This is a genomic window from Actinoplanes sp. GCM10030250, assembly GCF_042666575.1.
Classification (GTDB): Bacteria; Actinomycetota; Actinomycetes; order Mycobacteriales; family Micromonosporaceae; genus Actinoplanes.
The window spans coordinates 3622-22597 of record NZ_JBHTDO010000053.1 but is presented as its reverse complement, the minus strand read 5'-3'; the positions used below and the strand labels follow the sequence as shown (position 1 = coordinate 22597).

Here is an 18976-nt window from a genome sequence, read left to right as displayed (position 1 = left end):
CTCACTTCTCCGACACTCCCGCCGAGTCGAACGTCGCCACCTCGTGCAGTACGCGCACCGCCGCCGACACGACGGGCAGGGCCAGCACCGCGCCGCTGCCCTCGCCGAGACGCATGCCGAGGTCGAGCAGCGGTTCCAGGCCGAGGTGGGCGAGGGCGACGGTGGCGCCCGGCTCGGCCGACCGGTGGCCGGCGACCATCGCGGCCACCGAGTCCCGGGCGAAGGCGGCCGCGGCCACCGCTGCCGACGCCGCGATCACCCCGTCGATGATCACGGGCACCCGGCGGGCCGCGGCGCCGAGGATGAAGCCGGTCAGGGCGGCGTGCTCGAGGCCACCGACGGCGGCCAGCACGCCGAGCGGGTCGGCCGGGTCCGGCGAGTGCCGTTCGAGGGCGGCGGCCACCACGGTGATCTTGTGGGCGTACGTCTTGTCGTCCACACCCGTGCCACGCCCAGTCGCGGCACCCGCCTCGGTACCGGTGAAGGCCGCGATCAGCGCCGCCGCCGGTGTCGTGTTGGCGATGCCCATGTCGCCGGTGAGCAGCGCCTTCGCACCCTGGTCGACAAGCGTCTCGGCGACCCGGATGCCGATCTCGACGGCGGCCAGGGCTTCCTCGCGGGTCAGCGCGGCGGTCACGGTCATGTCCCGGGTACCGCGGCGCACGTTCGCGTCCAGCAGGTTCGCCCCGCCGTGCAGCGGAATGGCCACACCGACGTCGACCACCATGACGTCCGCGCCGTTCTCCCGGGCGAACGCGTTGACCACCGCCCCGCCGGCCACGAAGTTCGCCACCATCTGCGCGGTGACCTCCTGCGGCCAGGGCGTGACGCCCTGCGCGTGCACGCCGTGGTCGCCGGCGAAGACCGCGACGGTGGCCGGTGCGGGCAGCGGCGGCGGGCAGGCACCGGCCAGGCCGGCGAGGCGTACCGAAAGCTCCTCCAGGGCGCCCAGCGAACCGGCGGGCTTGGTCAGCCGCGCCTGCAACTCGCGGGCGGCGGTCATGGCGCCCTCGTCGGCGGGCCGGATGGCCGCCAGGGTGGTCTCCAGCGTCACGGTCGCTCCTCGATCACTTCGCTCAGAGTCTGCACGAATCCGTCTGTGGTGGCAGTGTCGCGCACCGCAATCCGCAGCCACTGCGGGCCCAGGCCCGGAAACGTGTCGCCACGTCGCACCGCGTAGCCGCGTTTGCGCAGCTCAATCCGGATGAGGTCGGCTTCGGTCACGCGTACGCAAACGAATGCCGACGCCGGATCACCCACAACCGTGACGCGCGGCACTCGCCGCAGCCGGTCCACCAGGTGGGCGCGCTCCGCCGCGAGCCGCACCGCGATCTCACGCTCGGCCGCGACCGCGACCGGCGACGCGCAAGCGATCGCCGCGGCCAGCGCCGGCGTCGAGACCGCCCAGAGCGGCTGCGCGGTAGCCAGCCGCGGCACCAGGTCGGCCGGACCGATCAGATAGCCGATCCGCAGGCCGGCCAGCCCCCAGGTCTTGGTCAGGCTGCGCAGCACCACCAGACCCGGCAGATCCCGCCGCCCGGCCAGCGACTCCGGCTCACCCACGACCCCCGGCCGGTACGTGGTGTCCGCGAAAGCCTCGTCCACCACCAGCACGCGGCCCGGCCTGGCCAGCTTCGCCACGTCCGCGGCCGGGTGCAGCACCGACGTCGGGTTGGTGGGGTTACCGACGAAGACCAGGTCGGACTCCTCGGGCACCAGCCCCGGATCAAGCCGGAAGCCGTCCTCCTCGCGCAGCAGCACCCGCTCGACCTGATGACCGGCATTGATCAGCGCGGCCTCCGGCTCGGTGAACTGCGGGTGCACCACGACCGGACGCCGCCGGCCCCGCAACGCCTGCGCGAGCAGCACAAAGCCCTGCGCGGCACCGGCGGTCAGCAGCACCTCGGCCGGGTCCCGGCGGTGCCGCGCGGCGACGGCCGCTGTCGCGGCAGAGGCATTCGGGTACGCGGCAAGACTCCCCAGCGATTCCACGATCGGCTCGGACAGCCAGCCCGGCATCGCCTGCCGCCGCACGTTGACCGCGAGATCGACCAGGCCCGCCTCCACCTCGGCGTCGCCGTGATGATCGAGATCGAACGTCATGGCCCCAGCATGCCCGACGCCCCCGCCACCGTCGCCGCTGCTCTACTCCTACGCCCCGCCCGCCGGCCCCGCCGCTGCCGTCCCGCCGGCCTCGCCGCTGCCGTCCCGCCGGCCTCGCCGCTGCCGTCCCGCCGGCCTCGCCGCTGCCGTCCCACCGGCCTCGCCGCCTACATCTCGGTCAGGTCGCTGCTAAGTCTCACTTCGGGCGTTCCGGGCTAACGTGAGGGCATTTGTCATACCTTCGAAGGGTGACGAACCGACGCCTGAGCGTAGCCGGAAGAGTCGCCCTCCTGATCCGGGCCGGGCTCATCGCGGGCCTGGTCCTCGCCGGCCTCTCCTATCCCCTGGCCGCCTTGGCCGGGATGGGGGTTAAGGCGGGCACCGAAGCCCTGGAGAACATGCCCGAGGAGCTCACCGAGGTACCTCCGGCACAGAGCACCTACGTCTACGCCGGCGACGGCAAGACCCTGCTCACCATGTTCTACGAGGAGCATCGCAAGCAGACCTCGCTGACGAACATGTCGCCGTACATGACCAAGGCGATCGTGGCCTCCGAGGACTCCCGCTTCTACGAGCACAACGGCGTGGACGCCAAGGGCGTGGCCCGCGCGTTCGTCGCCAACCAGAAGGCGGGCGGCGTCTCCCAGGGCGCGTCCACGCTGACCATGCAATACGTGCGGATGGCACTGCGGGACGGCGCCAAGACGCCGAAGCAGGCCCTCGAGGCCACCGAGCAGACCGCCTCCCGCAAGCTGCGCGAGATGCGCCTCGCCATCGAGGTCGAGCAGCGGCTCACCAAGGACCAGATCCTGGAGCGCTACCTCAACGCCGCCTACTTCGGCCACCGCGCCTACGGCATCTACGCGGCCTCCCAGGTCTTCTTCTCCAAGTCGCCGAAGGACCTCACCCTCACCGAGGCGGCGTTGCTGGCCGGCCTGGTCAAGGCCCCGTCGGCCTACGACCCGGCGACCAAGGACCAGCGGGCAGCGCTCCAGCGGCGCAACTACGTCGTCGACCAGATGGCCAAGATCGGGTCGATCACCGCGGAACAGGCCGTCACCGCCAAGAAGTCGAAGATCAAACTCAAGCTCTCCCACCCGCCGAACGACTGCGTCTCGGTCGCCCGGAAACACAACGACTGGGGCTTCTTCTGCGACTACTTCAAAAGCTGGTGGCGGGAACAACCGGCCTTCGGCCGCTCACCCCAGGAACGTGAGGAGAATCTGCGCCGCGGCGGCTACCGGGTGGTCACGTCCATAGACCCCAAAATTCAGTCGTACGCCATGGAGCACGTCCTCGACAAGGAGAAGCGGAGCAGCGCCTTCGCCCACGGACAGGTCATCGTCCAGCCCGGCACCGGACGCCTGCTCAGCATGGCGGTGAACCGCCGTTACTCGCTGGACCAGGAGGACAACGGCCGGCACAGCGACTGGTCCCAGGACCGCGACATCAAAGGCAACTACCCGAACACCGTGAACCCCCTCCTCGGCGGCGGCGACATGGCCGGCTACCAGGCCGGCTCCACCTTCAAGATCTTCACCCTCCTGGCAGCGCTGGAAGAAGGCCTGCCACTGTCGACGTCGTTCTACTCCCCCGATCGCTACTACTCGAAATACATCACCGCCCCCGGCCCGGCGACCTGCGGCGTCAACTGGTGCCCGAAGAACTCCAGCAAGTCGATGACCGGCAACCAGACCATGTGGAGCGGCTTCGGCAAATCGGTGAACACCTACTTCGTCCAGCTGGAAGAGCGGGTAGGCGCCGACAAGGCCGTCAAGATGGCCGAACGCCTCGGCCTCCGCTGGCGTACCGAAGTCGACCGCGAACTCGCCACCCCCGACCACGCCTCCGGCTGGGGCGCCTTCACCCTCGGCGTCAGCGACGCCACCCCGGTCGAAATGGCGAACGTCTTCGCCACACTGGCCGCCGAAGGCATGTACTGCGAACCCCTACCGGTCCAGTCCATCCGCCTCCCCGACGGCAGCCAGGCCGTCCACGCCGGCAAACTCGTAGCCTCCCCCCGCTGCCACCGCGAGGTCAGCACCAACGTGGCCCGCGCCGCCACCGACGCCGCCCGCTGCGTAACCGGCTACGGCGCGGCCCGAGGCACCTGCGGCTGGGGCACCTCCGAAATGGTCCACGCCACCCTCCAACGCCCCGTCGCCGGCAAGAGCGGCACCACCGACGGCAACAAAACAGCCTGGTTCAGCGGCTACACCCCCCAACTCGCCGCCGCAGCCTTCGTAGCCGACCCCGACAACCCAGAACACGTCGTCGGCACCGGCCGCTCAACCATCTCGAAGTACACAGTCGCCGAAACCCTCCGCGACGCCCTCAAAGGCCAGCCGAAGGAAAAGTTCAAGCCCCCCTCCGACAAACTGGTCTGGTAACCACCCGCCCACCTCTCACGACCAGCTCTCCCGGCACCCCGCCACTCGCCGCCGCCGCGCCACGCCGCCCGCCACTCGCCGCCCGGCGCCGCCCGCCACTCGCCGCCCGGCGCCGCCCGCCACTCGCCGCTGCCCCGCCACTCGCCGCCGGCGCCGCCCGCCACTCGCCGCTGCCCCGCCACTCGCCGCCGCGCCACGCCGCCCGGCACTCGCCGCCGCGCCACGCCGCCCGGCGCCCGGCACTCGCCGCCGCCCGCCGGCGGTCACCGGCAACCCTGGCCGCCGTCGTCGACCCGGCGTCACCCAATCGGCGATCGGCCTTCCGCCGTCAGCCCTCACCACCGGCGGCTGATCAGTGGCGACCCAGCCGGGCCGAGGGGACGTCGCGGGTGCGGGGCGGGCGCCAGGCCGGGTCGCGGCCGGCCAGGCCGACTGCCTGGTGCAGCAGGTCTTCCTCTGCGCCGACCGGGACCACCGGACCGAACAGGCCGGGCGTACCCTCGGCCGGCCCCTGCGAGATGAACTCGACCAGCACCTCCAGCGTCCGCGGATCCGCGGCGTAATCCTGACCCGTAGCGCGAGCCAGATCCCACCCGTGCATGACCAGCTCGTTCACTGCGACTGTGCCCATAGCGGTGGCGGGCAGCGTGACACCACCGGCTTGCGCCGTCCCGCTCCAGGCAGCCGGGTCCTTCCACGCGGTAGCAAGCTCTTCGAGAAGCGCCGGAAGCCGGCTGCGCCAGTGCGGCGCGAGGTTTGCGGCAGACGGCTGGGGAGGCGGCCCATCGGTGCCGGGCACGTCGGAGCGCTTACGCGCCGCCTGAGTGAACGCGACCGACAGACCCATCAGGTGATCCAGCAGGGCCGCAACCGGCCAGCCGGGACACGGTGTGGGTGCGGCGAGGTCGTCCTCGTCGACACCGAGCAGCAGCGCCCTGAGCTGACGAACCGGTGGCTCGAGATCCAGCGGCAATCGGTCGGCCACGACCCCTCCTTCGGTTGTAATACGCCTCACGGTACGAGGGGGGTACGACACTTTCCGGGCGGCCGATCCCCTTTCGCACACACGGCGCGTTCCGGCGGCAAATCAGTCACCCCCGTCGATACCGCGACCACACCCACCCCCGAAAACCAGCCATACCAGCCAGCTGGGCGTCAGGGGTGTCTCGCGGCCACCAAACGACGCTCAGAGCCAGCTGATCCAGCCAGCTGGGCGTGAGGGGGGTGCCTCGCGGCCGACGTGGGCGTTTGCCGGTCAGGAGTGGATGGGGATGTCCGCGGTAGGGCGGCTGTCCGGGACACCAGGGCCGGAGCTTCGGGGGTCGGCGCCCGGGCCGTAGTTCGCCGGGGTGCCCTGGTTGGGCGCGGCTCCCGGTTCGTTGCCGGAGGCCGGTCCCGGACCGTTCAGTGCGCCGGGACCGGGACCGTGCACAGCCTGCCCGCCGGGGCCGGGGCCGTGCACGCTCTGGCCGCCGGGACCGGGGCCGTGCATGCCTTGCCCGCTGCCGGGCAGCATGTCCGGGCCGTAGACGGGTGCCATTCCGGGACCGGGCGGCCCTGCGGGGCCTGGTCCGTAAGGGGCCGGCGGTGAGTCCGGACCGAAAGCAGGTGGCATGCCAGGACCTGAGGTCGCGCCGGGCCCGTGCATACCGTGGACCACGTCGGGGCCGAAGTCGGGAGCCATGCCAGGGGCGGAACCGGGCGCCATCACAGGCCCCGATCCCGGAGCCATCACGGGCCCCGATCCCGGAGCCATCACGGGCCCCGATCCCGGAGCCATCACGGGCCCTGATCCCGGAGCCATCACGGGCCCTGATCCGGGTGACATGGCGGGGGCGGAACCGGGGGCCATGGCAGGGCCAGGCCCGGAGGCCATCGCCGGGACCGGGCCGGGCTGCATCGAACCGGCCTGGACCGGGGTGGGCTGCATAGGCTGCACCGGCTGCATGGGTGGCAGGGGCGGCATCGCCGGGGCAGGCGGCATTGCATTGGCGGGCGGCATCGCGCTGGCGGGCGGGCCGGGCGGCGGGCCGGCCTGGGTGCCGCTGTGAGGGCCGCCCTGGGTGCCGGCGATGGCGGCGGCGACGAGGCGTTTGGCGATCTCCGGTGCGGCGGCCCAGTGCAGTCCGAGCTGGGAGGCGTGCACCTGGCGCCAGACGAAGCCTTCCGGGTTGCCGCCGGACCAGGTCCAGGCGGGGTTCGTACCGGCGCGGGGTGTGACGATCGCGCGGTGCTGCTTGTAGCCGGTGATGCGGGCGCCGGCGGGGGCGAGGACCGACGTGCCGGGGGCGGTGGCCTCGCGATAGCCGGCGACGGTCTGTTCGCTGGTGGTGGCGGTGGCGTCGAACACGCCGCACATCGGGCGGCCGTCCAGCTCGCGGCCGAGCCACGGCAGGGCGATGCCCTCGGCAACGATCGGCCAGCCGTCCCGGGCGAACTGGGCCACGGCCGCGCAGAGCCGTCGGTTGGCGGAGAGCTCTTCCGCGTACCCCTCTGGAAGGCCCGCGCCAACGATCAGCCCGCGCGTGCCCGGCGGCAGTGCCTCGTCGCGCAGCGGATCGACGACCGCCACGTCGGCGCCGGCCGCGGTGAGCAACTCCGCGGTCTCGACGTAGGTGTAGGGAGCGCCCTGGCCACCTGCGAGGGCGATCACCGGCCGCTGGTCGAAGGCCTCGCCACCGGCTGCCTCGGCAGGCGTCCAGATGGGGCCGGGCAGCGACGGCGCGGAGCCGGCGAGGGCCATCAGCCGGTCGAGGTCGAGCATGCCGGCGACCGCCTCGCCGAGCCGGCGGACCGCGCGGCCGGCTTCGACGGTGCGGTGTGCGACCGGGACCAGGCCGTGGACACGGGCGGGAAGCACGTTGGGGAGGTCGCCGCGGTGCAGCGCGCCCAGGACGGGCATGCCGATGTCGTCCATGGCGCTGCGCAGCATCTGCTCGTGCCGTTCGGAGGCGACCCGGTTCAGGATGACGCCACCGAGGTGGACCATCTCGTCGAACATCCGGAAGCCGTGCACCAGCGCGGCGAGCGAGTGACCCATCGCGGCCACGTCGACAACAAGAACCACCGGTGCGCGCAGGGAGGCGGCGACGGCCGCGGTGCCGTCGATCTCGGGCTGACCGGTGAGGCTGTCGAAGAGGCCCATCGCGCCCTCGACGACGGCGAGCTGCGTGCCGGCGGCACCGTGCGCGAAGAGCGGCGCGACACGCTGCGCGCCGACCAGGCGTGGGTCCAGGTTGCGGCCGGGGCGGCCGGCAGCCAAACCGAGGTACGCGGCGTCGGTGTGGTCCGGTCCGACCTTGAAACCAGCGGTCGGTACGCCACGCGCCGTCAATGCGGCGAGCAGCCCGACGGCTATGGCTGTCTTGCCGTGGCCGGACGACGGTGCGCTCACGACCAGACGAGGCTGGGCGGTGATCAATTTCTCCCCCGAGTGTTCCGCGTACGGCGGGCACGTGATAGTGACTGCCGGATGTCGCAGACTACCTGGCCGCGGAGGGTGGCACTCCCTGGCCAGGTAGCCTCAGAGCGTGTACCGGTTCCTGCTGACGCCCCGCTGGCTGGCCGCCGCCGTGCTGACCGTCGTCGCTGCGGTGATCATGGTGATGCTCGGCAACTGGCAGCTGCGCCGGTACCACGAACGCACCGACATCAATGAACGCATCGACGCGGCGAACTCCGCCCCGGCCGTTCCGCTCACCTCTCTACTCGGCGCGCCGAGCGCCGCCGGCACACCCGGAGCCGCCCCCGGCAAGTCCCTGGCCTGGACAAAGGTGACGATGACCGGCCGGTACGACACGGCGCACGAAATCCAGGCGCGGGGCCGGACAGTCGAGGGCGAGGTGGGCTTCGAGATCGTCACACCGCTGCTCCTCGACGACGGGACGGCCGTCCTCGTGGACCGCGGCTGGGTGCCCCCGCCGCCCGGTGGGGCCATCGCCGCACCGGAGGTTCCACCGGCGCCCACCGGATCGGTAACGGTCGTCGGGCAGATTCACCTGTCGGAAAGTCGACCTGCCACGGTCGAGCGACGGGACGGCCGTCTGGACACCCGCCGGCTCAACATCCCCCGGCTCGCCACCGAGTTGCCGTTCCCGGTATACGGGGCATATGTCCTGGTGACCGAGCAGACGCCGGCGGCCGATCCGGCCTTCGTCCGCGTGCCGATCCCGCACGAGGACGCCTGGCAGAACGGCGGCTACGCGGTCCAGTGGTGGCTCTTCGCAGTGATGGCGTTGTTCCTCTTCGGCTGGCAGGCCCGGCGTGAGGCGCAAGGCGTCAACGGTCCGGCCGGGACCCGGCCACCCGCCCGTCCCTCCCCCGGCGCAGCCGCCGACGCCGGACGCCGCCGCGACCGCGTCGAGGAGGCCGACCAGCGCCGCGCCGAACGCCCGCGCGACCGCGTCGAGGAAGCCGATCAACGCCAGGGGCAGCGCCCGCGGGATCGCGTCGAGGAAGCCGATCAACGCCAGGGGCAGCGCCCGCGGGATCGCGTCGAGGAAGCCGATCGACGTCGGGCGGAGCGTCCGCGGGACCGAGTGGAAGAGGCCGACCAGCGTCGCGCTGCTACCGCGACGGCCGTGCCCGGCGAGAAGTCCGTACAGGAGGCCGAAGGTCGTCTCGCGGCACCGGGCGCCGCGGATTAATCTCGCGGCATGAGCTTTCCGCCGGGCGACCCGTGGAGCGCGCCCACACCAGCGCCCACGCCCGCGCCGACGCCTGCACCGACGCCGACGCCGGTCCCCTTCGATCAGGCGGCGACCGGTCCGGTCATCGTGGAGATCGCCGAGATCCAGGTGACGTCCACGTTGATCCGCACCCCGGTCGGCGACTTCCCGCTCGCCGGCTCACAGTGGCAGGTCACCGACCACTGGTTCGGCCGGCGGCAGACTCCGGTGTGGGCGAAGGTCATCGCTTTTCTCGGCATCTGCGTGACGGCCGGGCTCAGCCTCTTCTTCCTGATGGTCAAGGAGACGGTTCCGCAGGGGACGGTGCACGTCACCGTCACCAGTGGTCCCCGGCAGTATGTGGCTCGCATCCCGATGCGCCAGGAGGGCGACGTGACCTCGATCAATCAGCAGGTCAACTATGTGCGGAGTCTGGCTGCCCTGTAGCCGGTGGCTGGTGACCGCCGACCGCGCGGACCATGTCGATGGTGTCGGCCTCGGCCGCGGTCTTGTCGTCGCGGTAACGCAGCACCCGCGCGAACCGCAGCGCCACACCGCCCGGGTAGCGCGGTGACGTCTGCACCCCGTCGAAGGCGATCTCGACGACCTGCTCGGGCCGCACCTGGACCACCCAGTCGTTGTCGGACACGGCCAGCTCCTTGAACCGCTCGGTCTGCCACCGCAGCAATTCGTCGGTCAGGCCCTTGAACGTCTTGCCGAGCATGACGAACCCGCCGGTCTGCGGGTCACGCGCGCCGAGGTGCAGGTTGGACAGCCAGCCACGGCGGCGGCCGTGACCCCACTCGACAGCGAGGACGACCAGGTCCAGGGTGTGCCGCGGCTTCACCTTGACCCAGGCGGAACCGCGGCGGCCCACGTCATACGGCGCGTCGGGGTCCTTGATCACGACGCCCTCCTGGCCGCCGGCGAGGGCCGCCGCGAACGCCGCCGCGGCCTGCTCCGGCGTCTCGGCACTCTGACGGCCGACGGCCAGTTCGCCCGGAAGCGTGTCGGCCAGGGCCGCCCACCGCACCCGGCCGGGCTCGTCGAGCAGATCGGTGCCGTCGAGGTGCAGGAGGTCGAAGAAGTAGGGAACGAGAGCGATGTCCTGTGTTGCCGAGCCGCGCCGTGCACCTCGGGTGGCGGCCCGGCTCGAAGTCTCCTGGAACGGCCGGGGCCGCCCGCTCGCGTCGAGAGCCATCGCCTCACCGTCGAGGATGACCTCCCGGACCGGCAGGGCCCGCACAGCGGCGACGACATCGGGCAGGCGGGAGGTGATGTCGTCGAGACTGCGGGTGAAGACGGCCACCTCGTCACCGGAGCGGTGCACCTGGACCCGGATGCCGTCGAGTTTGGTGTCGACGATCGCCGGGGTGCCGGTGGCCAGGAGTGCGGCCGCGACGTCGGGGGCGCTCTGGGCGAGCATCGGGCTCAGCGGCGTGCCGACCCGCAGGTGGATCTCGGCGAGGGCGGGTGCACCACCGGTGAGGGCCGCGAGGGCGACCTGTTTCAGGTCGCCGGCGAGCAGGAGCGCCCGCCGCACGGCGGTGGTGGGCACCTGGGCCGCGGAGGCGATGGCCTCGGCCAGCAGGCCGGCTTGCGCACCCTGGCGGAGCTCACCGCCGAAGAGGGCGACCAGCAGCCGCTGCTCCTCCGCGGTGGCCGCGCTGAAGAGGGCGCCGACGGCGTCGCGACGGCGTGCCTGGGAACCCGCACCCGCGATCACCGAGATCTCAGCGATGGCGGCGTCGACGGCGGCCACGGTCAGGGTGGCCTCGGCGGCCGGCGGTGGCAGCTCACGCAGGCTCGCATAGCCGACCCCGGTCTGCCGCTGCCGCAGCTCACCGGCGAGATAGGCGGAGCCGGCCGGGATCTCGCCGGGTTCGAGCCGGCGCAGCGCACCGGCCAACAACTCGATCTTGGCCTTACGGCCGGAGGTCGCGCTGACGGCCGCCGAGGTCGCCGCTATGTCGAGGAAGAGCACGGATCCCATCCTGGCAGCCGGGTATGACATCGGCCCGGCGACGCGGAAAGGGAGACCAGCGACGCGGAAAGAGACCCTCAGGCAGCTTTCGGCTCCGCGACACGGAACCCCTTGGCCCGAACAGCGTCGGCGACCCGCGTCAGCTCGGAGTCGAGCTCGCAGAGCACCTTGGAAAGCTCATCAAGATGATCCTTCAGGGTGGCCGGATCCCACCCGGAGACGTCGACGTCTCCCAGAGCACGGGCGGCGATCCGCAGGCGGGCGATCGACTCGATCCGATCACGGCTGCGGAGCCGGTCGAGGGTGTCTCGCGGGCCGGCGGGCAGGGCCCGGACCACGCGGCTGGTGGCGGGAGCACTCATCGAACGCATGTTCGAATCCTAACAGGATTGATCGATAGCGCCACCCTGTTGATCCAGCTGTGGACAACCGGAGATCACCTCGCCATCGCGTGCCGGAACCGCTCCTCGGCGTCGGCCGGTTCGGCCCTGGCGGCGACGAATCCGTCGGGGCGGACCAGGTAGAAGACGCCGGGACGCAGGGCGGTGGAGGGTGCGGGCGGGAAGATGTGTACCGGGATGCCGAGGTCGGGCTCGGCGGCGCCGGTCACCCCGCCGTAGGCGTGGATCTGCCAGTCCGCGGCACGCAGAACCGTGAAGTTGTCGCCGGCCCACGGGAGCCGCCGCCCGACGACCGGATCCCGGCGCCGGCCGGTCGCCTCGGTGTCCGGGTCGAGCCGGTAGTGGATCCGGATCTGCGCCACATATTCGAAGAGGCGCGAGCCGCCGGACGAGCGGGGCAGCACCCGGACGGCGATCGGCGCCACCAGCGGGATCGCGACCCGGCGCAGGAGGCGGATCGGCAGCCGATTGGACGTGACGAGCCCGAAGAGCCGGTCGGTGGTGGCCACCAGGGTGCGGGCGACCGGGCGGCGCTCCGACTCGTACCGATCGAGCCAGGTGTCGCGGCGCCGCCCGCGCAGCACGTCGGCGAGCTTGAAGGCCAGGTTGTGGGCATCCTGCAGGCCGGTGTTCATACCCTGGCCGCCGACCGGCGAGTGCACGTGGGCGGCGTCCCCGGCCAGCAGGAACGGGCCGTCGCGGAAGGCTGCGGCGACCCGATGATGTACGCGGTACATCGCGAACCAGCGAGCCCCGCCGAAGCCGATCTTGAACTTCTCCGCCAGCCGGACCCGGGCGTCGTCCTCGTCCATCGCACCGTTGCCGTCCACGTCGCGGACCAGCCCGATCAGCCGCCAGTTACCGGTGCCGCGCATCGGGAAGCCGAGCAGGAAGTCCTCGCCGTCCGGCCGCACGTTGATCGAGTCAGGGACCAGACCGGTGACCGCGGTGGCGTCCAGGACGAAGAACCGGTGCGGGTTGGTGACCCCGTCGAACCCGATCCGCCGGGTCTTGCGGACCACCGAGTTGGCGCCGTCACACCCCACGCAGAACCTGGCTCGCACGGTGTCGTTGCCGACTTTCGCCTCGACGCCGTCCTCGGTCTGCACGACCGCCGTGACCGGGCACTCCCAGAACACGTCCCCGCCGAGCTTCTGCAGGTTGTCGTAAAGGATTTCCTCGTTGCGGCTCTGCTCAAGAACTTCAATATATGGGTACGGGGTGACGCCGTTGCCGAGCGGACCGAGCGGCACCCGCCCGAAGGCACGCGCACCGAACCCGGGCGCCAGCGCCTCAGCCCGGTGCGCCGCCTCCAGCACCTGGTCACCGATGCCGAGCTGGTCGTAGATCTCCAGGCTGCGCGCCTGCACCACGAGCGCCCGGGACTCACGTGTCGGGCCGTCCTTGCCGTCCGCGACGATCACCCGCACCCCGAGCCGGGTCAGCCAGTTGGCGAGCATCAGACCGGTCGGACCGGCGCCCACCACCAGGACCTCACACGACAACTCGGCCATCGGTCCACCCCGTTTCCTACTTCGTCGTCAAAGTCTCCGCGACGTTCTTGAGCAGCAGCGCCTCGGCGACGCAGACACGCTCGAATTCACCGAGGTGCAGGCTCTCGTTCGGCCCGTGCGCCGCCGAGAACGGGTCCTCGACGCCGGTCACGAGGATCGCGGCGTCGGGGAAGAGCTCCTGGAAGGTGGCGATGAACGGAATCGACCCGCCGACGCCCATGTCCACCGGCTCGGTGCCGTCCCAGGCAGCGCGGAAGGCAGAGCGGGCGGCCTCATACGCCGGGCCGGTCGCGTCGATCACGCAGGGCGCACCGTCGCTCTCCAGCTCGACAACCAGCTGCGCACCCCACGGCACGTTGCTCTGAAGGTGGGAGGCGACCGCCGCATACGCCGATTTCGGGTCCTCACCCGGTGCCAGCCGCACGCTGATCTTCGCGCGGGCCGACGGCTGGAGCGCGTTGGCGGCCTCCAGCGTGCGCGGCGCGTCGATGCCCAGCACCGAGATGGACGGCTTGGTCCAGATCCGGTCGGTGATGCTGCCCTTGCCGATCAGCTCGACGCCGTCGAGGATGCCCGCCTCGTGGCGGAACCTATCGGCCGGGTAGTCGACGCTCGCGCCCTCCCGGCCCACCAGACCGGCCACCGCGACCTCGCCCGCGTCGTCGTGCAGGCTGGCGAGCAGCCGGGACAGGGTGATCAGCGCGTCGGGCACAGGGCCGCCGAACATGCCGCTGTGCACGGCGCTCTTGAGCACCCTGACCTCCACGAACATGTTGACCAGGCCGCGCAGAGAGGTGGTCAGCGCGGGCTGCCCGATGTCCCAGTTGCCGGAGTCGGCGATCACGATCACGTCGGAGCGCAGCTCCTCGAGGTGCTCGTGGATGATCGCGCCGAGCGAGTCGGACCCGTATTCCTCCTCGCCCTCGACGAAGACGACGACGCCGACCGGCAGCTGGTCACCGAACGCGCGCAGGGCGGCGACGTGCGCCATCACGCCGGCCTTGTCGTCAGCGGCACCGCGACCGTAGAGCCTGCCGTCGCGCTCCTGCGGCTCGAACGGCTCGCTCGCCCAGAGCGCGGGGTCGCCGGCCGGCTGCACGTCGTGGTGCGCGTAGAGCAGCACGGTGGGTGCGCCGGGCGGGGCCGCCTTACGGCCGATCACGGCCGGCTGGCCGCCGTGACGCACGATCTGCGTCTCCAGGCCGCAGCCGCGCAGCAGCTCGGCGACGGCCTCGGCGGACCGCTCGACGTGCGAGTGGTCGAAACCCTCGAAGGCGACACCCGGAATCCGCACCAACCGTTCCAGGTCGGCGCGGACACCGGGAAACTCCCGCGCGATCGTGGCGCGCAGATCGGATTCACTCAGGCTCATGCCGCCGATCGTAGGCCGCACATGTGACAGCCTCGGCCAGGCGCGGCCCGAGTCCTCGATCAGGCGTCCGTCGTACCCCCGGTGTTGCCGTTGTCGCCGTTGTCGCCCCGGCTTCGGCGACGCGCGTCGCTGGCCCAGTTCATCGCCCGGCCGGCGGCCGATCCGGCCATGTCGGCGGCGCCGCCGCCGAGCCTGCGCATCAGGCCCACCAGGGGGTCCTGCGAATTCGCGAAATCCTCCCGGTACGCGGCCGCGGCGGCCTTGACGTCCTCGCTGACCGACGCGTCACCGTCGGTGTCCCGGCGCGGATAGTCACCGGACAGGATCCGGGCATACTCCCCGGAGTCGATCCATTTCCGCAGCTCAGCGGCCCGCGCGACCGGGACCGGATGGGTGCTCCAGGCGGTCATGCCGATCTTGTGGATGCTGTCCCGCAGGTCGCCACCCCCCTCGTACTCCGCGGCCTGCTCGAGGAACGCGGCGGTGTCGATCTGGGAAAGGTCGCCGCCGCCGGCCAGCTTCATCAACAGCCGCAGGGAGGCGGCCGGGTCCTGACCGGCGAGCAGGCCCGCACGGTCGGCGGAGAGCTCGGCCTTGCGCCACCACTCCAGCATCGCCGCGATGATCGCCCGCAGCGCGATCGCGCCCACCGGCAGCCAACTGATGCTGGCCGCCCAGCTGGTCAGGATCATCATGATCGTCTTGTAGACGGCGTGGCCGCTGCGCACGTGCCCCAGCTCGTGCCCGAGCATGGCGCGCAGCTCGTCGTCGTCGAGACGCTCCACGGCCGCCGTGGTGATCACGATGAACGGGCGGTCCAGACCGATCGCCTGGCCGTTGATCACCGGGTTCTGGGAGACGTAGAGCTCGGGCAACTCAGCGACGTCGAGCGTGCTGGCCGCCTCGGTGAAACGCTGATACACCCTCGGGTACTGCCGGTGGTCGACGCGGATCGCGCCGGCGAGGAAGGCGAGCCGGAAGCCACGCTCGTTCCACATGCCGAAGAACGTCTTCACCACGTCGTCGAATCCGCGCAGCTCACGCAGGGCGGAAAGTGCACCGCGGTCAGCCGGGTGCTCCCAGGCCCGCGAACTGATCCCGGTCAGGGTGACCCGGCGGCGTACCGGCCGGTTCTCCTCGTCGGTCGTCATCGATCCCACCCCGTTCCCCGCCGCTGACGCGGCGGTCGTGGCTCCGTCCGGCAACATCTTCGGCGCCGTGCGACCCGCATCCGAATGCCCGGCACCAGCGACAAACGTACGCCGGAAGCGCAACCCTGTCGTCAGGGGCGAACCCCTACGGGGCACCTGGCGGAAGAAACGGAAGCCCTGGTGTGACGCCCTTTTCGACCAACTGCCACAGGGCTTCCGTGTCCAGGTGCTCCTCCACGAGATCGCCCAGTACGTCCAGGGCACGCTCGCGGACCGCCGCGTACCGAGTGTCCGGGGCCACCGAGAAGCCGCGCCGCCCGGCCTGCTCCGCCGCCCGGGTCAGGAACCGGCGGCGGAACTCGTCCGACTCGAAGGCGCCGTGCCAGTGGGTGCCGGAGACGTTGCCGGCCACCGCGCCCTCCGGCCGGCCGTCGGCGTAGCGCAGCAACGGTTCCGGGTCGCCGGCCGCCACGTACCCATGATGGATCTCGTAACCGTGCACCGGCGTGCCCAGCGCGGCACCCTCCGAGCGGGCCAGCGTCTTGCGGGCCGCGAAGGTGATACCGACCGGCAGCAGGCCGAGTCCGGGCACCGTGCCGTGGCCGCTCTCCACCTCGTCGTGGATCGTCTCGGCGAGCATCTGGAAACCTCCGCAGATGCCGACCAGGGGTTTGCCCGCCGCAGCATGGGTGCGGACCGCGTCGGCCAGGCCGGTATCCCGCAGCCAGGCCAGGTCACTCACCGTGGCCTTGGACCCGGGCAGCACCACCAGATCGGCGTCGGCGATCTCGGCCGGTTCGACGGTGAGCCGCACCTGCACACCCGGCTCGGCGGCGAGGGCCTCGGCGTCGGTGGCATTGGAGATCCGCGGCAGGCGGATCACCGCGACGCGCAGCCACTCGGTGCCGTGCGGCGCGCCCGGGCGGCCGAGGACTCTTCCGTACGCCAGCGAGTCCTCCGCGTCCAACCAGACGTCCAGATGGAACGGAAGGACACCGTGCACCGGCCGGCCCGTAGCCGCGGTGATCATGTCGAGGCCGGGCCGCAGAATGCTCAGGTCACCCCGGAACTTGTTGACAACGAAGCCGGCGACCAACTCCTGGTCCTCGGCAGCGAGCAGCGCCAGGGTGCCGAAAAAGGCGGCGAAGACACCACCCCGGTCGATGTCACCCACCACCACAACCGGCAGGCCGAACCGCCGTGCCAGGCCCATGTTGACGAAGTCGCCGGCCCGCAGGTTGATCTCGGTGGGGCTGCCGGCCCCCTCGCAGATCACCACGTCGTAATCGCCGCGCAGGTCGGCGAACGTGGCGAAGGCTGTCTCGGCGAGACGCGGGCGCAGGGAGCGGTAATTGCCGGCCGTCACGGTGTCGACGGCCTCCCCCAGCAGGACGACCTGGCTGGAACGGTCGCTGCCGGGTTTGAGGAGCACCGGGTTGAACCGGATGTCCGGAGCGATGCCGGCGGCGGCCGCCTGCATGGCCTGCGCGCGGCCGATCTCCCCACCCCGGCCGTCGGGGCCGACCACGACCACGGAGTTGTTGGACATGTTCTGGGCTTTGAAAGGCGCGACCCGGACGCCGTTGCGGTGCAGCCAGCGGCAGATGCCGGCGGTGAGGATGCTCTTGCCGGCGTCCGAGGTGGTCCCGGCGACCAGAAGGCCGCCGGTCATCGGGAGGCCTGGTCTCGGCGAGCCGGCAGGGCACCACGCATTGCGGCGGCTCCTGCGGCCAGGGCCAGCGTCACCAATCCCACGGCTCCGGAGACCCGGGCCGCCCGCCGCAGATGCACCGCCGACGGCCGCGGCCCGTCTCCGAGGAACGCCCGCGTCTCGCTTCTTCCGAAGTAGACGTTCCTGCCACCCAGCCGGACACCGAGCGCCCCGGCCATGGCCGCCTCGCACTGCCCCGCGTTGGGCGACGGATGATCGTTGCGGTCCCGCCGCCACACCCGCAGAGTCTCCCGCGGTGTCCCACCGGCAACCGGCGCCACCGCCACGGTGATCAGCCCGGTGAGCCGGGAAGGCACCAGGTTGAGCGCGTCGTCCAGCCGCGCCGAAGCCGTCCCGAACCGCGCATATCGCGCCGACCGGTGCCCGACCATGGCGTCCAGGGTGTTCGCCGCCCGATATCCGAGCAGGCCCGCCGGCCCCAGCAGCGCTCCCCAGAACAGCGGGGCGACAACCGCGTCCGACGTGTTCTCGGCGACCGATTCGACCGTCGCGCGGGCGAGTTCGGCTTGGTCGAGGGCTGACGGGTCACGTCCGCAGAGGTGGTTCAGCCGCCCTCGTGCCGCTTCCAGATCCCCGCTCTCCAGGTGCCTCGCCATGATCCGCGACTCCTTGCGCAGCGTACGGCCGCCCAGCACCGCCCAGGTGGCCGTCGCCATGACGGCGGCTCGGGCAATCGGCCGATTTCGCGTCGCCCGGGCCGCAGCGAGGCCCGCCAGCACCGGTACGCCGACCGCCACCGTGGTGAATGCCGCTCCCGCAGGCCGGTTCGGCCGGTAGATGCGCCGCTCCAGAGCACCCGCGGCTGTCCCGAACCCGGCAACCGGGTGGAACCGCCGCGGATCGCCGATCACGGTGTCCAGGAGATATCCGGCGACCAGCCCGGCCGCGTCCACGGTCCACCGTCGTGACACTGACTTCCTCTCCGACAACTCGCCGTGCCCCCGAAGTTCAGCGGCCGAACGGCGTCAGGTCGAACGTCCACACGGCAAGGCCTGACTCGTCCTCCGGGAAAGGCACCGGCTCCAGCTCACCCCAGGCGATCGAGCCCGGTGCCCGATCCTGCAGAAACTCCACAACGATCGCCCGCAGATCCTGCGTCACCCGGTACTCGACGGGAAACGGCAGATCCCCCGGCTTACGGGTGCCGGCCGAGCACCGCAGCTGGCCCGCGACGGCGTCATGCCACACATAGAACGTGGCGGTGCCCTGGTGACCGCACCCGGCCACCTGCTCCCGCAGCACAGCGGCGGTCTCCTCGAACACGGTGACAACCTCGTCGGCCGACAGCCCCATCCGCTCATGCGGCGGCGCGCCGAACCAGTTGGTGTTGGCCTCCTCTGCCGCCTGGTCCTCCGGCGCGAGCACCACTGTCTCGGTCACGATGGCGCGGATCTCCTTCAGCAGCACGTGTCCAGTCTGCCGCGTAGCGCAACCGCGGACCCACCCGGGCCACTCCGACTGGCGGTCGGATGCATCGGCACGATCGGCCTATCCCCATCGAAGGATGTCCCACGCCGAGTGAACCCGGGGCAACCGGCAGCCCACCTCCCATGGCCCGCCGCAACCGGCGGCGTGGGCGACGAGCCGCAACCGGCGGCGTGGGCGACGAGCCGCAACCGGCGGCGTGGGCGACGAGCCGCAACCGGCGGCGTGGGCGACGAG

At 71.7% G+C, this 18976-nt stretch carries 14 protein-coding genes and 1 pseudogene; 3 read left to right on the top strand and 12 right to left on the bottom strand.

From position 1 onward, the window contains the following. Position 1 precedes the first annotated feature (1 nt). Together cobT and cobC are read right to left on the bottom strand one after the other, a co-directional pair. Complete coding sequence (gene cobT / locus ACFQV6_RS40820) at positions 2-1054, bottom strand: nicotinate-nucleotide--dimethylbenzimidazole phosphoribosyltransferase (protein WP_378033090.1); 1053 nt, start codon at positions 1052-1054, stop codon at positions 2-4. Continuing rightward, the gene (cobC, locus tag ACFQV6_RS40815) at positions 1051-2103 is read right to left on the bottom strand and encodes an Rv2231c family pyridoxal phosphate-dependent protein CobC (protein WP_378033089.1); all 1053 of its coding nucleotides are present in this window, start codon (positions 2101-2103) and stop codon (positions 1051-1053) included. Before cobC ends, cobT begins: the two co-directional genes overlap by 4 nt. Positions 2104-2351: 248 nt before the next feature. Here cobC and ACFQV6_RS40810 point away from each other — a divergent pair, with 248 nt between their 5' ends. Continuing rightward, positions 2352-4493, top strand: a complete 2142-nt coding sequence (locus tag ACFQV6_RS40810; RefSeq protein WP_378033088.1) for a transglycosylase domain-containing protein — start codon at positions 2352-2354, stop codon at positions 4491-4493. Between the two features lie 352 nt (positions 4494-4845). Here ACFQV6_RS40810 and ACFQV6_RS40805 read toward each other — a convergent pair whose 3' ends face one another. Next, complete coding sequence (locus ACFQV6_RS40805; RefSeq protein ID WP_378033087.1) at positions 4846-5478, bottom strand: TIGR03086 family metal-binding protein; 633 nt, start codon at positions 5476-5478, stop codon at positions 4846-4848. A 270-nt stretch (positions 5479-5748) separates the two neighbouring features. Beyond that, positions 5749-7887, bottom strand: a complete 2139-nt coding sequence (locus ACFQV6_RS40800) for a cobyrinate a,c-diamide synthase (protein ID WP_378033086.1) — start codon at positions 7885-7887, stop codon at positions 5749-5751. Positions 7888-8023: 136 nt separating this feature from the next. On the opposite strand from ACFQV6_RS40800, the pseudogene ACFQV6_RS40795 reads away from it, so the two are divergent. Beyond that, positions 8024-8824 (top strand): annotated as a pseudogene (locus tag ACFQV6_RS40795) (SURF1 family protein); the annotation flags it as partial. 324 nt (positions 8825-9148) lie between these two features. Next, the gene (locus ACFQV6_RS40790; RefSeq protein ID WP_378033085.1) at positions 9149-9607 is read left to right on the top strand and encodes a hypothetical protein; all 459 of its coding nucleotides are present in this window, start codon (positions 9149-9151) and stop codon (positions 9605-9607) included. On the opposite strand, the gene ACFQV6_RS40785 is transcribed toward ACFQV6_RS40790, so the two are convergent. The 8 genes from ACFQV6_RS40785 to ACFQV6_RS40750 form a co-directional block, all read right to left on the bottom strand. Beyond that, a complete protein-coding gene (locus ACFQV6_RS40785) occupies positions 9576-11153 on the bottom strand; it encodes an ATP-dependent DNA ligase (protein ID WP_378033084.1) in 1578 nt (525 codons plus the stop codon). The two genes, ACFQV6_RS40790 and ACFQV6_RS40785, sit on opposite strands and share 32 nt — an antisense overlap. A 68-nt stretch (positions 11154-11221) precedes the next feature. Then, positions 11222-11506, bottom strand: coding sequence for a hypothetical protein (locus ACFQV6_RS40780; protein WP_378033130.1), 285 nt, complete (start codon positions 11504-11506; stop codon positions 11222-11224). A 74-nt stretch (positions 11507-11580) separates the two neighbouring features. Further along, the gene (locus ACFQV6_RS40775; RefSeq protein ID WP_378033083.1) at positions 11581-13059 is read right to left on the bottom strand and encodes an FAD-dependent monooxygenase; all 1479 of its coding nucleotides are present in this window, start codon (positions 13057-13059) and stop codon (positions 11581-11583) included. A gap of 16 nt (positions 13060-13075) precedes the next feature. Beyond that, positions 13076-14425: a dipeptidase gene (locus tag ACFQV6_RS40770; RefSeq protein WP_378033129.1), complete on the bottom strand. Its 1350-nt coding sequence runs from the start codon at positions 14423-14425 to the stop codon at positions 13076-13078. Positions 14426-14490: 65 nt separating this feature from the next. Continuing rightward, on the bottom strand, positions 14491-15582 hold the full coding sequence (locus ACFQV6_RS40765) for a M48 family metallopeptidase (RefSeq protein ID WP_378033082.1): 1092 nt from the start codon (positions 15580-15582) through the stop codon (positions 14491-14493). 145 nt (positions 15583-15727) lie between these two features. Next, the gene (locus ACFQV6_RS40760) at positions 15728-17254 is read right to left on the bottom strand and encodes a cobyric acid synthase (protein ID WP_378033081.1); all 1527 of its coding nucleotides are present in this window, start codon (positions 17252-17254) and stop codon (positions 15728-15730) included. Next, complete coding sequence (locus tag ACFQV6_RS40755) at positions 17251-18225, bottom strand: cobalamin biosynthesis protein (RefSeq protein WP_378033080.1); 975 nt, start codon at positions 18223-18225, stop codon at positions 17251-17253. The genes ACFQV6_RS40760 and ACFQV6_RS40755 overlap by 4 nt, the downstream gene beginning before the upstream one ends. A 37-nt stretch (positions 18226-18262) precedes the next feature. Next, positions 18263-18721, bottom strand: a complete 459-nt coding sequence (locus tag ACFQV6_RS40750) for a hypothetical protein (RefSeq protein WP_378033079.1) — start codon at positions 18719-18721, stop codon at positions 18263-18265. Positions 18722-18976 lie beyond the last annotated feature (255 nt).

Bases quoted from the DNA above. Each gene is read 5' to 3' on its own strand.
- cobC (WP_378033089.1), bottom strand. From the start codon at position 2,103: ATGACGTTCGATCTCGATCATCACGGCGACGCCGAGGTGGAGGCGGGC.
- ACFQV6_RS40790 (WP_378033085.1), top strand. From the start codon at position 9,149: ATGAGCTTTCCGCCGGGCGACCCGTGGAGCGCGCCCACACCAGCGCCC.
- ACFQV6_RS40785 (WP_378033084.1), bottom strand. From the start codon at position 11,153: ATGGGATCCGTGCTCTTCCTCGACATAGCGGCGACCTCGGCGGCCGTC.
- ACFQV6_RS40780 (WP_378033130.1), bottom strand. From the start codon at position 11,506: ATGAGTGCTCCCGCCACCAGCCGCGTGGTCCGGGCCCTGCCCGCCGGC.
- ACFQV6_RS40775 (WP_378033083.1), bottom strand. From the start codon at position 13,059: ATGGCCGAGTTGTCGTGTGAGGTCCTGGTGGTGGGCGCCGGTCCGACC.
- ACFQV6_RS40765 (WP_378033082.1), bottom strand. From the start codon at position 15,582: ATGACGACCGACGAGGAGAACCGGCCGGTACGCCGCCGGGTCACCCTG.
- ACFQV6_RS40760 (WP_378033081.1), bottom strand. From the start codon at position 17,254: ATGACCGGCGGCCTTCTGGTCGCCGGGACCACCTCGGACGCCGGCAAG.